The sequence below is a fragment of the Cellulosimicrobium composti genome (genome assembly GCF_009711085.1).
Lineage (GTDB): Bacteria > Actinomycetota > Actinomycetes > Actinomycetales > Cellulomonadaceae > Cellulosimicrobium > Cellulosimicrobium composti.
On record NZ_WMKA01000002.1, the window covers coordinates 99,045 to 112,397 of the forward strand.

A 13,353-nucleotide genomic window follows, 5' to 3' on the forward strand; every position below is an offset into this window, starting at 1 on the left:
CGGGACGAGCGGGAGCCGACGGCGGGATTCCGCGCCCAGTCTACCGGGCGCGCGCACCCTTCTCGTCGGCCGTCCGCGGCCTGGGCGCGCGCTCAGCCGGCGGCGGCGCGCGGCGGGTCCGGCGGCTCGACGGGGATGTTGCCGAGGAGGACGTGCTTGCGCCACGCCCGCGCGACGTGGGACCGCCGGAACACGAACCCCGTTCCGAGGCTGACCGCGCACCAGACCGCCGCGTACCAGGGCTCCGGCCGGGTCACGTCGTTCGAGAAGAGGACGTGAGACAGGACGGGCCACCCGTAGAAGACGGCCAGCGCGGTCCCCAGGCTGCCCAGGGTCACGCGCCAGGGGTAGAGCGGCCCGTGGATGTCGTCCGCGACCCACCACCAGTACCGCGCGGGGAGGCGGACGTCGAACGCGCGGTAGAGCAGCCAGCGCCCGAACGGGGGGTGCTCGCGCCACCGCAGCGCCCATCCGGCGCGCACGAGGCCCCACGCCTCGCGGGCGCCGATCCCGGCGTGCGCGTCGTCGGCGCCCGACGCGTCGTCGAGGTCGAGGAGGAGCGCGAGCGCCTCCTCGCCGTGGCGGTCGCGCCATCGTCGCGGGTAGGCGTGCAGCCAGAACCGCGCGGACCGCTCGTACCGGCTCGCCCGGCCGGCGGTCATGCTCCGGTCCCCGCGAGGCCCGCGCCGGACGCCTCCGGTCCGCGACCGTCGAGGGACCGCCGCGCGCGCTCCGCGAGCTCGGCGAGGCGCAGCGTCTCGGCACGGGCGGCGCGACGCCCGGTGTCGGTGGCCCTGTAGTAGCGCCGCAGCCGACCCTCCACGACCTCCTCGCCCGCCGCCTCCACCAGCCCGGCCGCGACCAGACGGTCGAGGTTGCCGTACAGGGTGCCCGCTCCGAGGCGGGTCCGGCCGTCGGACAGCTCGCGCACGGTCTTGATCACGGCGTAGCCGTGCAGCGCCTCGCCGCTGAGGGCGAGCAGGACGAGATAGGCCTGCTCGGTCATGCGGAAGGCCGAGGAACGGGTCATGGACGATATATATCGAGTGACGAGTTATAAGGCAAGCCCTCGACCGTGTCGGCAGGTCGGGCTAGAGTCGAACACGTGTTCGAGACGCACGCTCGGCACGGTGCGAGGGCGGGGTCCTGCCCCTTCCCCGCCCTCGCACGAATCCGGCCCGAGGCGCAGGGAGGTCCCGCGTGCCAGCACCGCTCGTCCCCGTCCCGGCGGACCGTCCGAGGACGCGCCCGTCGCCGCAGACCGTCGCGCGCGTGCTCGTGCGCGACGCGACGTGCGTGTTCCCGGGGTGCCGCGTCCCGGCGTTCCGGTGCGACCTCGACCACGTCGTCGCGCCGCGGCCGGGAGCGGACGACGACGTGTGGGAGGCCGCGCAGGAGGCGGGCAACCTCGTCGCGCTGTGCCGGCACCACCGCGTGGTGCGCGCCCGCGACGGCTGGCGCCCGGCCCTGCTCGCCGACGGCGCGGTCCGGTGGACGGCGCCCAGCGGGCACACGTACGTCCGCCCGGGCGCCGCGCGGAGCGCGTGACGCTCAGCCGAGGGGCGAGCCCGTGAGCCGCTCGTACGCCTCGAGGTAGCGCGCGCGGGTCCGGGCGACGACGTCGGCCGGCAGCGACGGCGGCGGGGTGTCCGACGCGCGGTCCCACCCGGAGGCGGGCGACGTGAGCCAGTCGCGCACGTACTGCTTGTCGAAGCTTGGCTGCGCACGGCCCGGCTCCCACTGGTCCGCGGGCCAGAACCGCGACGAGTCCGGCGTCAGCACCTCGTCGCCGAGGACCGTCTCGCCGGTCGTGGGGTCGACGCCGAACTCGAGCTTCGTGTCCGCGAGGATCACGCCGCGCTCGCGCGCGACCTGCTCGGCGCGCGCGTAGACCGCGAGCGTGAGGTCGCGCAGGCGCGTGGCGTCGTCGAGGCCGATCTGCGCGGCGACCACGTCGAACGAGACGTTCTCGTCGTGCTCGCCGACGGCCGCCTTGGTCGCGGGCGTGAAGATCGGCTCGGGCAGGCGCGACCCGTCCACGAGACCGTCCGGCAGCGGGACGCCGCAGACCTCGCCCCGGGCGCGGTACTCGACGAGCCCGGAGCCGGTGAGGTAGCCGCGCGCCACGCACTCGACGGGGAACATGTCGAGGCGGCGGCAGATCATCGCGCGCCCGGCGACGACGTCGGGCACGAGTCCGTCGCCCGGCTCCGACGACACCTCGGTCGACACGACGTGGTTCGGCACGAGGTCGGCGAGCTGCTCGAACCACCACAGGCTGAGCTGCGTGAGGACGACCCCCTTGTCCGGGATACCGGGCGAGAGCACGTGGTCGTACGCGCTGACGCGGTCGCTCGCGACGACGAGCACCACGTCGCCGAGCGGGTGCACGCCGCCGAGCGCGGGCAGGTCCGGCTCGTAGAGGTCGCGCACCTTGCCGGAGTACACGTGCGTCCAGCCGGGCAGGTCGAGCGCCGCCGTGTCGAGGGCGTCGGCCTCGCCGAGCGAGAGGGCCGAGGCAGGGTCGAGAGGGGTGTCGGTCACGGCCCCTAGTCTCGCACCGGCCGTCGCGGGCGCGGCACGATGTCCGACGACCGGTCGGTCAGCCTGTCAGCCTGCCTCGCCGGACCGGCGGTCCGACCTGGCGGCTCGAACCGGCGTCCCGTCCCGGCGGCCCCTCGGACGGCGCCGAGACGCCTCGCCCGACGGCACGGGACCGCGACCACCGCCGAGCCCGGCGCGACGAACGCCGCCGAAGCCGCTACTGTGCCGTCAGGACGGTCGTGGGAGCGCTCCCTCACCGTCGGGGGCCTGCATCGGAGCGACCCCCTCGGGGGCGCCTGCACCGCTGTCCCGGCCCGGCCGACGACGGCGGGGTCGACATCCGCACCGAGGAGGCAACGATGCACCACGGCACGATGCACCATCGCCTGACAGCGCTAGCAAGCGGGATCGGGGTGGTCGTCGCGAGCGTCGGGCTCGCGACGGCCGCGAGCGCGAGCGCACCCGCCGGCACCCCGACGTCCGCCGGGAGCGCGGTCCCCGCGCTGCTCGCCGGGCCCGTCCCGAGTCCTGACGATCTGTCCCCCGGCCAGCTCCACGCGCTCGAGCGCGACCTGGGCCTCGACGCGGCCGGCGTCGCGGACCGCCTCGCGCTCGACGCCGCGACCGGCGCCGTCGAGCAGGCACTGAGCGGCGGCCTGGGCGCGGCGTACGCCGGCACGTGGGTCGACGCCGACGCCGCGACGCCCGTCGTCGCCGTCACCGACCCGGCCGCGGTCCCCGAGGTCGAGGCGGCGGGCGCCGAGGCCGTCGTCGTGGAGCGCGGCCTCGCCGAGCTCGACGCCGTCGCCACCGGGCTGGACCAGGTGTCGACGCCCGACGCCGTCCAGGCCTGGTACGTCGACGTGACGACGAACGAGGTCGTCGTCGAGTCGCTCGACCCGGCCGCTGCGGAGGCGTTCGTCGCGGCCTCGGGGGTCGACCCGGCCGCCGTCCGCACCGAGGTCGTCGACGCGCCGTACGAGCTCACGGCCGACGTGCGCGGCGGCGACCGGTACATCACCCGCGACCCGGGCGCGTCGTCGGGGTCGGCGTGCTCGATCGGCTTCGCCGTCCAGGGCGGCTTCGTCACGGCCGGGCACTGCGGCGCCGCGGGCAAGGAGGTGCTCACGGCGGGCTGGGCGCGCATGGGCACCGTCCAGGCGGCATCGTTCCCCGGCCACGACTACGCCTGGGTGCGCGTCGACGCCGGGTTCTCCCCCGTCCCGCGGGTCAACAACTACGCGGGCGGCACGGTCGACGTCGCCGGGTCCGCCGAGGCGCCGGTGGGCGCGTCCGTCTGCCGCTCCGGCGCGACGACGGGCTGGCGCTGCGGCGTCATCGAGCAGAAGAACATCACCGTGAACTACGGCAACGGCGACATCCCCGGCCTCGTGCGCGGCAGCGCGTGCGCCGAGGGCGGCGACTCGGGCGGCTCCGTGATCTCGGGGAACCAGGCGCAGGGCGTGACCTCGGGCCGCATCAACGACTGCTCCAACGGCGGCAAGTTCATCTACCAGCCCGTCAACCCGATCCTCTCGGCGTACGGGCTGTCGCTCGTCACGACCGGCGGCGGGTCGGGCAGCGCGCTCGTCGGGCTCGCGGGCAAGTGCATCGACGTGCCGGGCTCCGACTTCAGCGACGGCAAGCGGCTGCAGCTCTGGACGTGCAACGGCACGAACGCCCAGCGGTGGACGTTCGAGTCCGACGGCACGGTCCGCGCGGGCGGCAAGTGCATGGACGTGGCCTGGGCCGCCACGGCCGACGGGACCGCCGTCCAGCTCGCGAACTGCAGCGGCCACCCCGCCCAGCAGTTCGTGCTGAGCGGCGCGGGCGACCTCGTGTCCGTCCTCGCGAACAAGTGCGTCGACGTGCCGAGCAGCAACAGCACCGACGGGACGAAGCTCCAGATCTGGACGTGCAACGGCACCGCGGCCCAGAAGTGGCACCGAGCCTGACAGGACCCCCAGGGCGCCGAACACGACATGGCGGTCGTTATCAGCGTGAAAGCGACCGCCATGTCGTGTTCGACGGCGGGAGAGGTCGTGCTCGACGGGCGCCCGGGCGCGTCGGGGTCGGGCGGGCGGCCCGACGGCGGGCGTCAGCCCGCGAGCGTGACCTCGCCCGCGGCGGCCTTGGCGGCGATGTCGCTGCGGTGGTGCGAGCCGGGGAGCACGATGCGGTCGACCGCGGCGTAGGCCCGGCGGCGCGCCTCGGCGAGGTCGGCGCCGCGCGCCACGACCGACAGCACGCGACCGCCCGCGGCGACGAGGCCGCCGTCGTCCGTGCGCGCGGTGCCCGCGTGGAGCACGTGCACGCCCTCGACCTCCTCTGCCGCGTCGATGCCCGTGATCGGGTCGCCGGACCGGACGGCGCCCGGGTAGCCGTGCGCGGCCACGACGACGGTGACCGACGCGTCGTCGTGCCAGCGGAGCGACCCGAGCTCGGCGAGGCGGCCCTGCGCCGCCGCGAGCATGACGGCGGACAGCGGCGTCGCGAGGCGCGTGAGCACCGACTGCGTCTCGGGGTCCCCGAACCGCGCGTTGAACTCGACGACGCGCGTGCCGCGGCTCGTCAGCGCGAGCCCGACGTACAGCACGCCGACGAACGGGGTGCCGCGGCGCGCCATCTCGTCGATCGTCGGCTGCGCGACGCGCGTCACGACCTCGTCGACGAGGCCCTCGGGCGCCCACGGCAGCGGGGAGTAGGCGCCCATGCCGCCCGTGTTCGGGCCGGCGTCGGCGTCGAACGCGCGCTTGAAGTCCTGCGCGGGCGCGAGCGGGACGACGGTCGCGCCGTCGCTCACGCAGAAGAGCGAGACCTCGGGCCCGTCGAGGTACTCCTCGACGACGACGCGCGGGTCCTCGGGCGTGCCGTCCACCGCGCGGCGCGGCGTCGCGAAGCACGCCGCGGCGTGGTCGAGCGCGGCCTGGCGGTCCTCGGTGACGACGACGCCCTTGCCCGCGGCGAGGCCGTCGTCCTTGATGACGTAGGGGGCGCCGAACGCGTCGACCGCCGCAGCGACCTGGTCGACGTCGGTGCACACGTGCGCGAGCGCCGTCGGCACGGACGCGGCCGCCATGACGTCCTTCGCGAACGCCTTCGAGCCCTCGAGGCGCGCCGCCTCGGCGCTCGGGCCGAACACGGGGATCCCGGCCTCGCGGACGGCGTCGCCCACGCCCGCGACGAGCGGGGCCTCCGGGCCGACGACCACGAGGTCGACGCCGAGGCCGGTCGCGAGGGCCGCGACCGCGGCGCCGTCGTTCTGGTCGACCGCGTGGAGCGTCGCGAGCTCCCCGATCCCGGGGTTGCCCGGCGCGGCGTGCAGCTCGTGCGGCTCCGCGCCGGTGCGGTCGGCCTCGTGCGCGAGGGCGTGGACGATGGCGTGCTCGCGGGCACCGGTCCCGACGACGAGGATCTTCACGGGCGTCGAGTCTACCGACGCGCCCCTCTCCCCCGGTCGGCGTCTCACAGCTCCCGGTGCCCGGCCCGGGCCGGACGCGACGGCGCCCCACCGGTCCGGGGACCGGTGGGGCGCGGACGTGGCGCGACGGGATGGCCTCAGTGGATGAGGTCGTGCCGCGGGATGATCGCGTCGCGGCTCGGGCCCACCCCGATGGCCGACATCCGCGTGCCCGACATCTCCTCCAGCGCGTGCACGTAGCGCTGCGCGTTGACGGGCAGGTCCTCGAACGTGCGCGCGCCGGAGATGTCCTCCGCCCAGCCGTCGAGCTCCTCGTAGATCGGCTTCGCGTGGTGGAACGCCGTCTGGTCGAGCGGCATCTCGTCGTAGCGGACGCCGTCGACGTCGTACGCGACGCAGACCGGGATCTTCTCGAAGCCCGTGAGGATGTCGAGCTTGGTGAGCACCATGTCCGTGATGCCGTTGACGCGGGTCGCGTAGCGCGCGATGACGGAGTCGTACCAGCCGCAGCGACGCGCACGGCCGGTCGTCACGCCGTACTCGCCGCCCTGCTTGAGCAGGTACTCGCCGTTCGCGTCGAACAGCTCGGTCGGGAACGGGCCCTCGCCCACGCGCGTCGTGTACGCCTTGATGACGCCGATGACGGACGTGACACGCGTCGGCCCGACGCCGGAGCCCGTGAGCGCGCCGCCCGCCGTCGCGTTGGACGACGTGACGAACGGGTAGGTGCCGTGGTCGACGTCGAGCATCGTCGCCTGGCCGCCCTCGAACAGGACGTTCTTGCCCGCGTCGAGGGCCTTGTTCAGCTCGAGCGCCGTGTCCGCGACCATCGGCTTGAGCCGGTCCGCGTACTGAAGGAGCTCGGACACGGTCTCGTCGACCGTGATCGCGCGGCGGTTGTACACCTTCACCAGCAGGTGGTTCTTCTGGTCGAGCGCACCCTCGATCTTCTCCGCGAGGATCTTCTCGTCGAACAGGTCCCAGATGCGGATGCCGACGCGGTTGATCTTGTCCGCGTACGCCGGCCCGATCCCGCGGCCGGTGGTGCCGATGCGGCGCTTGCCGAGGAACCGCTCGCTCACCTTGTCGATCGTGCGGTGGTAGCCGGCGATGACGTGCGCCGACCCCGACACGAGGAGGCGCGAGACGTCCACGCCGCGCGAGATCAGGTCGTCGAGCTCCTGGAACAGCACCTCGATGTCCACGACGACGCCGTTCGCGATGACCGGCGTGACGCCCGGCGACAGGATGCCCGACGGCAGCAGGTGGAGCGCGTACTTCTCGTCGCCGATGACGACCGTGTGGCCGGCGTTGTTGCCGCCGTTGAACTTGACCACGTAGTCGACCCGGGAGCCGAGGAGGTCGGTCGCCTTGCCCTTGCCCTCATCGCCCCACTGGGCACCGACGAGCACCACGCCTGGCATGGAATCCCCACTTTCGCACTGCCTGTTCCTCGGGCCGGTCATGGTCGTGGGCGCACCGGTGTCCGGAGCGGAGCGGGCAGGTCGTGCCCGACGGCGCTGGGCCCGCGGGCCCGAGGCGTCACCCGGGCGGCAGTCACCCGGGGACCGGCGCCGAGTTTACCGGCCATTGACCTTCGGGGCGTCCGGGGTCCACGGCGCGCCCGCGTCCGTCCCACGACCGGTCCCGGCGCGCCGGTGCCGCGCGACCCGGGGGCGGGCAGAATGGCCCCATGAGCGACACGCACGCGAACCTCCTCGACGGCCCCGCCCCCGTCCGGCTCCCGGACGACTTCGCGCACGTGCGCGACGCGATCGCCGCCGACGGCGACCCGTACGAGATCGCCGCCCGCACGCCCGCGAGCCCGCTCGCGTGGGCGCACCTCGCGGAGGACTACCTGCACGAGAACGGCTCGCGCGGCGCCGTGACGGCGTACGCGTTCGCGCGCACCGGCTACCACCGCGGCCTGGACGCGCTGCGCCGCGCCGGCTGGCGCGGGCAGGGCCCGATCCCGGCCGACCACGTGCCCAACCAGGGCTTCCTGCGTGCGCTGCTCGCCCTCGCGGAGTGCGCCGCCTACCTCGGGGAGGTCGAGGAGGCCGAGCGTTGCGAGCAGTTCCTACGCGACTCCGGGACGTCGGCCGACGAGGTCCGAGCGCTGCGGTGACCGGCGTCGCGGCGGTCTGCGGGCCGTCCCGCGCGCCCCGGCGGCGAGCGACGGCGACCGCATGCAGGGGTCTGCGGCGACGTCTAGAGTCGACAGCATGATCGAGATCGCCACGTCCCCCGCGACGACGACCCTCGTCATCGCCGGAGACCTCGATCTCGCCGAGCGTGACCAGTTCCCGGAGATCGCCGCGCGGGTGGTCGGTCTGCGTCGTCAGCTCCTCGTGATCGACATGTGCCGCGTGACGTTCATGGACTCCACGGGGGCCGCGTTCCTCATCTCGCTCGCCGACTCGGGCCGCAAGCGCGGCGGAGCGACGGTGCTGCGCGGCTGCGACGACCGCGACCTGTTCGTCCTCGAGGTGTGCGGCGCGCTCGAGCTCTTCCGCATCGACGCCGACCACCGCTGCGAGCCCGCGACGCCGCCGTCGGGCTTCGCCAAGGTCGAGCCGCCCGCCTGACCCCGGCTACCGGCTCGTCGGGCGCAGCGTCGCCCACACGAGCTTGCCCGTCGTCGTGGGGCGCCAGCCCCAGTCGGCCAGCCGCTCGACGATCTGCATGCCGAACCCGCCCATGCGGTTCGGGTGCCCGTCCGTGGGCACCGGCGGGGCCGGGTTCGAGTCCTCGACCTCGACGCGGATGCCGTCGCCGGTGTCGAAGAGGCGCAGCGCGAGGTGCCCCCACCCGTGCAGCACGCCGTTCGCCACGAGCTCGGACACGACGAGCTCCGCGTTCGCGCTGTCGCGCACGCCCCACGCCTGGCACGTGCGCACGACGGCGTGCCGCGCGCGCCCGATCGACGCGGGCTCGCTCGGCAGGAGCCACCGGCGGCTGCGCGGGCTGAGCACCACGGCCGTCGCGTCGCGCTGCGGGTCGGGGATGCGCACGACGACGAGCGCGACGTCGTCCTCGGGCGCGTCGGCCAGGCGGGACAGCAGCTCCTCGCCCACGCCCGCGGCGTCGACCGCGGTGACCGCCTCGGACGCCGCGACGAGCGACTCCAGACCGACACGCAGGGCGCGGTCGCGGCGCTCGATGAGGCCGTCGGTGTAGAACACGAGCGTGTCGCCCGGCGCCAGCGAGACCGTCCCCGTCGAGCGGCTGCGGCCGCCGAAGCCGACGAGCGCCCCGCCGGCGTCGTCGAGCTGCGTGACCGTGCCGCCGCGCAGGAGGAGCGGCGGCAGGTGGCCCGCGCGCGAGTACTCGATGCGCCACGCGTCGCCGGGCCGTTCGGCGTCCGGCTGCGTGAGCGCCGCGTAGACGAGGCTCGCGGAGCGCGGGATGCGCATGCCCTGCACGAGCTGGTCGACGCGCTCGAGCACGGGCCCGGGCGTCGTCAGCTCGTACGCGTACGACCGCACGACCGACCGCAGCTGGCCCATCGCGGCCGCGGCTTCGACGTCGTGGCCCACGACGTCGCCGATGACGAGCCCGACGACGTCCGGCGCGATCTGCAGGACGTCGTACCAGTCGCCGCCCACCTGCGCGTGCTCCGAGTTCGGCGCGTAGTAGGTCCACACGTCGAGGCCCGTGACGTCGGCCTGCTCGGGGAGCATCGCGCGCTGCAGCGTCTCGGCGAGCCGGTGCTCGCGCGCGTAGAGCCGCACGTTGTCGATCGCGGTGCCCGCGCGGCGCGCGATGACCTGCAGGAGCGTGTGCACGCCCTCGCGCGCCTCCGCGTCGGTGCCGAGCCCCGACGGCGGCGCGTCGGGGGCGTCGCCCGTGACGAGCAGGCCGAGGATGCGCCGGCGGCCCGGCACGGCCGAGACCGTCACGACGCCGGGACGCTGCGGCAGCCCCGAGAGCCGGTGGTGCAGGTCGCGCTGGAGCCACCCCGAGGCGGACCACTGCGGGTACGTCGCGGACAGGTCGAGCGTCACGGGTCCCTCGATGCGCCCGTCGAGCACGTCCTGGACGCGGTCAGGCACGTCGACGAGGCGCACGCGCGGCACCGAGCCGGTGACGGCGGCCGAGTCGCCGAGCGCGTCCGTCGTCGGCATGCCGGGCACCGCGGGGAGCACGCCGGGCGTGTACCGGCCGTGGCGCTGACCGCGCCCGCTCGGCGGGGCGGCGGTGTCGACGCCCTCGGCGAACCGGAGGCCGTCGTCGTTGAGGTAGAAGCCCGCCCAGTCGACGACGTAGCCCGCGAGGAGCTGCGTGATGTCGCGCAGCGCGTACGGCTGGTCGAGGTCGGCGAGGAGGTCGGAGCTGCGCGACACGACGTCGAGCACAGCGCGCTCGCGCCGTTCGAGCGCGAGCGACGCGACCTGGGCAGCGTAGCGCTCGAGATGCTCCGAGACGTCGACCTGCACCCCGACCCAGTGCGTGACCGCGCCGTCGGGGCCCCGCAGCGGCGCGAGCGACAGCTGCGTCCACACCGGTGCGCCGTCGCGGCGCAGGGCGCGGACCGTGTGGGTGATCTCGCGCTCCTCGACGATCGCGGCGCGCAGCGCCTGCGCCTCGGCGGGTTCGGTGAGCAGCGACTCGAGCACGTGGGGGCTGCGGCCCACGACGTCGGCAGCGGCGAACCCGGTCTGCCGCTCGAACGCGGCGTTGACCCAGACGATCGGCATCTCCTGGGAGCGGGGACCCGTGACGAACATCGCGACGCCGGCGCCCTCCATGGCACGCGTGCACAGCTCCTGGACGTGCGCAGGCAGGTCCGTGCCGAGCCCCGGCGAGCTGCCCATCGTCACCTCCGGCGGTCCGAGCGGTGGTCGTCTGGATACGGACGCCACGGTCGCGTTACTGTCCCGACTGGACATTCAACCGTAGATTGGTGCTTCCCGAGACCGGAACCGGTCGGGATCACGCAGGAGAGGAGCGCCGGTGCGCGAAGGTACACCCTCGGCCGCCGACCGTCCGGTCGGCGTCGCCGGCGACCCCGCCGGGGCGGGCGACCCCGCGAGCGTGCACGTCATCGTCGGGACGACGCGCGCGCGCATCGTCCTGTCGGGCGAGATCGACGCCGACCTCGGCGCCGACCTGCAGGAGGCGACCGCCGCGGCGGAGGACTCCGGCCTGCCCGTCGAGATCGACGCGCACCACGTGACGTTCATGGACTCCTCGGGCGTCGCGTTCCTCGCGCGCCTCGCGTCGCGCGGCCCGCACCGCGTGCGCGTGCTGCGCGCGCCGCCGACCGTACGGTTCCTCCTCGAGGTCACGCGGATCGGCGAGCTGCTCGACATCGTCGACGTCGACCCCGGGTTCGACCTCGACGAGACGCCCGGCAACGGGTCGGGCACGTCCGACTGACGCCGCGCCCGGTGCGACCCCGGTCCGCGGTCCGCGACCGCCAGGGGCCCGGCGCGCTCGGGCCACGGCACGACGAAGGCCCCCGGTCCGCACGGACCGGGGGCCTTCGTGCGTCGCGAGGCCGAGGCGGCCGGCCGGCCGCCTCGGCGTGCGCGGACGTCAGCGGATCTTGTTGCCCGCCGAGCGCAGCTGCTGCGACGCCTCGACGATGCGCGCGGCCATGCCGGCCTCGGCCAGCTTGCCCCAGGCGCGCGGGTCGTACGCCTTCTTGTTGCCGACCTCGCCGTCGATCTTCAGGACGCCGTCGTAGTTCGAGAACATGTGGCCCACGACGGGACGCGTGAACGCGTACTGCGTGTCCGTGTCGATGTTCATCTTGATGACGCCGTAGTCGACCGCGGCCGAGATCTCCTCGGCCGTGGAGCCGGAGCCGCCGTGGAAGACGAGGTCGAACGGGTTCGCCTTGCCGACCTTCGCGCCGACCGCGTCCTGGATCTCCTTGAGGATCTCCGGGCGGAGCTTGACCGCGCCCGGCTTGTACACGCCGTGCACGTTGCCGAACGTGAGGGCCGTGAGGTAGCGGCCCTTCTCGCCGGTGCCGAGGGCCTCGACCGTCGCGAGACCGTCCTCGACCGTCGTGTAGAGCTTCTCGTTGATCTCCGCCTCGTGGCCGTCCTCCTCGCCACCGACGACACCGACCTCGATCTCGAGGATCGTGCGCGCGGCCTGCGAGAGCTCGAGGAGCTCCGCGGCGATGGTGAGGTTCTCGTCCAGCGGGACGTCCGAGCCGTCGTACATGTGCGACTGGAACGTCGGCAGGCCGCCGTTCTTCACCTGCTCCGCCTCGATGGCGAGCAGCGGGCGGACCCAGGAGTCGAGGTTCTTCTTGACGCAGTGGTCGGTGTGGATCGCGATCTGCACCGGGTAGTTCTTCGCGACCTCGCGCGCGTACGCCGCGAGCGCGAGCGAACCGGCGATGCGGTCCTTGACCGTCGAACCCGAGCCGTACTCGGCGCCGCCCACGGAGACCTGGATGATGCCGTCGGACTCGGCCTCGGCAAAGCCCTGGAGCGCGGCGGTGATGGTCTGCGACGAGGTGATGTTGACGGCCGGGTAGGCGAACGAGCCTGCCTTCGCCCGGTCGATCATCTCGGCGTAGACCTCGGGGGTTGCGATGGGCATGCGGAGCTCCTGTGGAGTCGTGCGGGGTGGACTGTCGGGTCAAAGTCTGGCACGGATGACAGCGCGGGCGTCAGGGCCGTTCGACCTGTGGTCGCCGGACGACCACGGGCTCACCCCGAGGCCGGTCCCGGCCCCAGGTGCCGGGCCGCCCAGGCGTGCAGGGCGATCGCCCCCGCGGCGCCGGCGTTGATCGAGCGCGTCGAGCCGTGCTGCGTGATGTGCAGGACGTCGCGGCACGCGGCGAGCGCGTCCGGGGTCAGCCCGGACGACTCCTGCCCGAGCAGCAGCACGCACGACGCGGGCAGCGCGTACCCCTCGATGGGCACCGAGCCGGGCACGTTGTCGACCCCGAGCAGCGGCAGCCCCTCCCTCTCGGCCCACGCGGCGAGGTCCGCGACGGACGCGTGGTGGTGCACGTGCAGGTACCGGTCGGTGACCATCGCCCCGCGACGGTTCCACCGACGGCGCCCCACGACGTGCACGCCCGCGGCGTTGAACGCGTTCGCGGTGCGGACGACGGAGCCGATGTTGAGGTCGTGCGCCCAGTTCTCGATCGCGACGTGCAGCGAGCGCGCGGGGTCGCGGCGCGCGTCGAGGTCCGCCACGACGGCCTCGACGGTCCAGTAGCGGTACGCGTCGACGACGTTGCGCCGGTCGCCGTGCGCGAGCAGCTCGGGGTCGTACCGCGGGTCGAGCCGGGTCGCCCCGGGCGGGCCCTGCGGGTCGGGCACGCGCGGCCACGCCTCGGGGCCCCCGGGCCACGGCCCGACCCCGACCTCGCGCTCCTCGGCCCGCTCGCCGTCGGGGTCGACGGGGCGTCCCAC

General features: G+C 74.5%; 13 protein-coding genes. 5 read left to right on the top strand and 8 right to left on the bottom strand.

Going from position 1 to position 13,353, the window contains the following annotated elements; all coding sequences use genetic code 11:
* Positions 1-92: 92 nt before the first annotated feature.
* Positions 93-662 (bottom strand): hypothetical protein, encoded by a 570-nt coding sequence (locus tag GJV82_RS01400; RefSeq protein WP_115941851.1) that lies wholly within the window; start codon positions 660-662, stop codon positions 93-95.
* Positions 659-1,030: a PadR family transcriptional regulator gene (locus tag GJV82_RS01405; RefSeq protein ID WP_225872992.1), complete on the bottom strand. Its 372-nt coding sequence runs from the start codon at positions 1,028-1,030 to the stop codon at positions 659-661. Before GJV82_RS01405 ends, GJV82_RS01400 begins: the two co-directional genes overlap by 4 nt.
* Positions 1,031-1,200: 170 nt before the next feature.
* On the opposite strand from GJV82_RS01405, the gene GJV82_RS01410 reads away from it, so the two are divergent.
* Positions 1,201-1,548 (top strand): HNH endonuclease signature motif containing protein, encoded by a 348-nt coding sequence (locus tag GJV82_RS01410; RefSeq protein WP_155097969.1) that lies wholly within the window; start codon positions 1,201-1,203, stop codon positions 1,546-1,548.
* 3 nt (positions 1,549-1,551) lie between these two features.
* Here the strand turns inward: GJV82_RS01410 and GJV82_RS01415 are convergent, their stop codons facing one another.
* The gene (locus tag GJV82_RS01415) at positions 1,552-2,466 is read right to left on the bottom strand and encodes a phosphoribosylaminoimidazolesuccinocarboxamide synthase (RefSeq protein WP_155098022.1); all 915 of its coding nucleotides are present in this window, start codon (positions 2,464-2,466) and stop codon (positions 1,552-1,554) included.
* A gap of 437 nt (positions 2,467-2,903) precedes the next feature.
* Between GJV82_RS01415 and GJV82_RS01420 the strand changes: the two genes are divergently transcribed.
* Positions 2,904-4,499, top strand: a complete 1,596-nt coding sequence (locus tag GJV82_RS01420) for a ricin-type beta-trefoil lectin domain protein (protein ID WP_225872993.1) — start codon at positions 2,904-2,906, stop codon at positions 4,497-4,499.
* Between the two features lie 143 nt (positions 4,500-4,642).
* Here the strand turns inward: GJV82_RS01420 and purD are convergent, their stop codons facing one another.
* Together purD and GJV82_RS01430 are read right to left on the bottom strand one after the other, a co-directional pair.
* Positions 4,643-5,965 carry a phosphoribosylamine--glycine ligase gene (gene purD, locus GJV82_RS01425; RefSeq protein ID WP_318657152.1) on the bottom strand — a complete coding sequence of 441 codons (1,323 nt, stop codon included), beginning with the start codon at positions 5,963-5,965 and terminating at the stop codon, positions 4,643-4,645.
* A 137-nt stretch (positions 5,966-6,102) separates the two neighbouring features.
* Positions 6,103-7,389, bottom strand: coding sequence for an adenylosuccinate synthase (locus GJV82_RS01430; protein WP_115941848.1), 1,287 nt, complete (start codon positions 7,387-7,389; stop codon positions 6,103-6,105).
* A gap of 269 nt (positions 7,390-7,658) precedes the next feature.
* On the opposite strand from GJV82_RS01430, the gene GJV82_RS01435 reads away from it, so the two are divergent.
* Positions 7,659-8,093 (top strand): DUF3151 domain-containing protein, encoded by a 435-nt coding sequence (locus GJV82_RS01435; RefSeq protein ID WP_024839093.1) that lies wholly within the window; start codon positions 7,659-7,661, stop codon positions 8,091-8,093.
* Positions 8,094-8,190: 97 nt separating this feature from the next.
* Complete coding sequence (locus GJV82_RS01440) at positions 8,191-8,553, top strand: STAS domain-containing protein (RefSeq protein ID WP_024839094.1); 363 nt, start codon at positions 8,191-8,193, stop codon at positions 8,551-8,553.
* A gap of 6 nt (positions 8,554-8,559) precedes the next feature.
* Here the strand turns inward: GJV82_RS01440 and GJV82_RS01445 are convergent, their stop codons facing one another.
* Entirely contained in the window at positions 8,560-10,782 is a 2,223-nt protein-coding gene (locus tag GJV82_RS01445) for a SpoIIE family protein phosphatase (RefSeq protein WP_155097971.1), read from the bottom strand.
* 139 nt (positions 10,783-10,921) lie between these two features.
* On the opposite strand from GJV82_RS01445, the gene GJV82_RS01450 reads away from it, so the two are divergent.
* Entirely contained in the window at positions 10,922-11,347 is a 426-nt protein-coding gene (locus GJV82_RS01450; RefSeq protein ID WP_404812908.1) for an STAS domain-containing protein, read from the top strand.
* 159 nt (positions 11,348-11,506) lie between these two features.
* On the opposite strand, the gene fbaA is transcribed toward GJV82_RS01450, so the two are convergent.
* A complete protein-coding gene (gene fbaA, locus GJV82_RS01455) occupies positions 11,507-12,529 on the bottom strand; it encodes a class II fructose-bisphosphate aldolase (protein WP_024839096.1) in 1,023 nt (340 codons plus the stop codon).
* Positions 12,530-12,639: 110 nt separating this feature from the next.
* Positions 12,640-13,353, bottom strand: a complete 714-nt coding sequence (locus GJV82_RS01460) for a TrmH family RNA methyltransferase (RefSeq protein ID WP_318657153.1) — start codon at positions 13,351-13,353, stop codon at positions 12,640-12,642.

Bases quoted from the DNA above. Each gene is read 5' to 3' on its own strand.
- GJV82_RS01435 (WP_024839093.1), top strand. From the start codon at position 7,659: ATGAGCGACACGCACGCGAACCTCCTCGACGGCCCCGCCCCCGTCCGG.
- GJV82_RS01400 (WP_115941851.1), bottom strand. From the start codon at position 662: ATGACCGCCGGCCGGGCGAGCCGGTACGAGCGGTCCGCGCGGTTCTGG.
- fbaA (WP_024839096.1), bottom strand. From the start codon at position 12,529: ATGCCCATCGCAACCCCCGAGGTCTACGCCGAGATGATCGACCGGGCG.
- GJV82_RS01440 (WP_024839094.1), top strand. From the start codon at position 8,191: ATGATCGAGATCGCCACGTCCCCCGCGACGACGACCCTCGTCATCGCC.
- GJV82_RS01420 (WP_225872993.1), top strand. From the start codon at position 2,904: ATGCACCACGGCACGATGCACCATCGCCTGACAGCGCTAGCAAGCGGG.
- GJV82_RS01430 (WP_115941848.1), bottom strand. From the start codon at position 7,389: ATGCCAGGCGTGGTGCTCGTCGGTGCCCAGTGGGGCGATGAGGGCAAG.
- GJV82_RS01405 (WP_225872992.1), bottom strand. From the start codon at position 1,030: ATGACCCGTTCCTCGGCCTTCCGCATGACCGAGCAGGCCTATCTCGTC.
- GJV82_RS01445 (WP_155097971.1), bottom strand. From the start codon at position 10,782: ATGGGCAGCTCGCCGGGGCTCGGCACGGACCTGCCTGCGCACGTCCAG.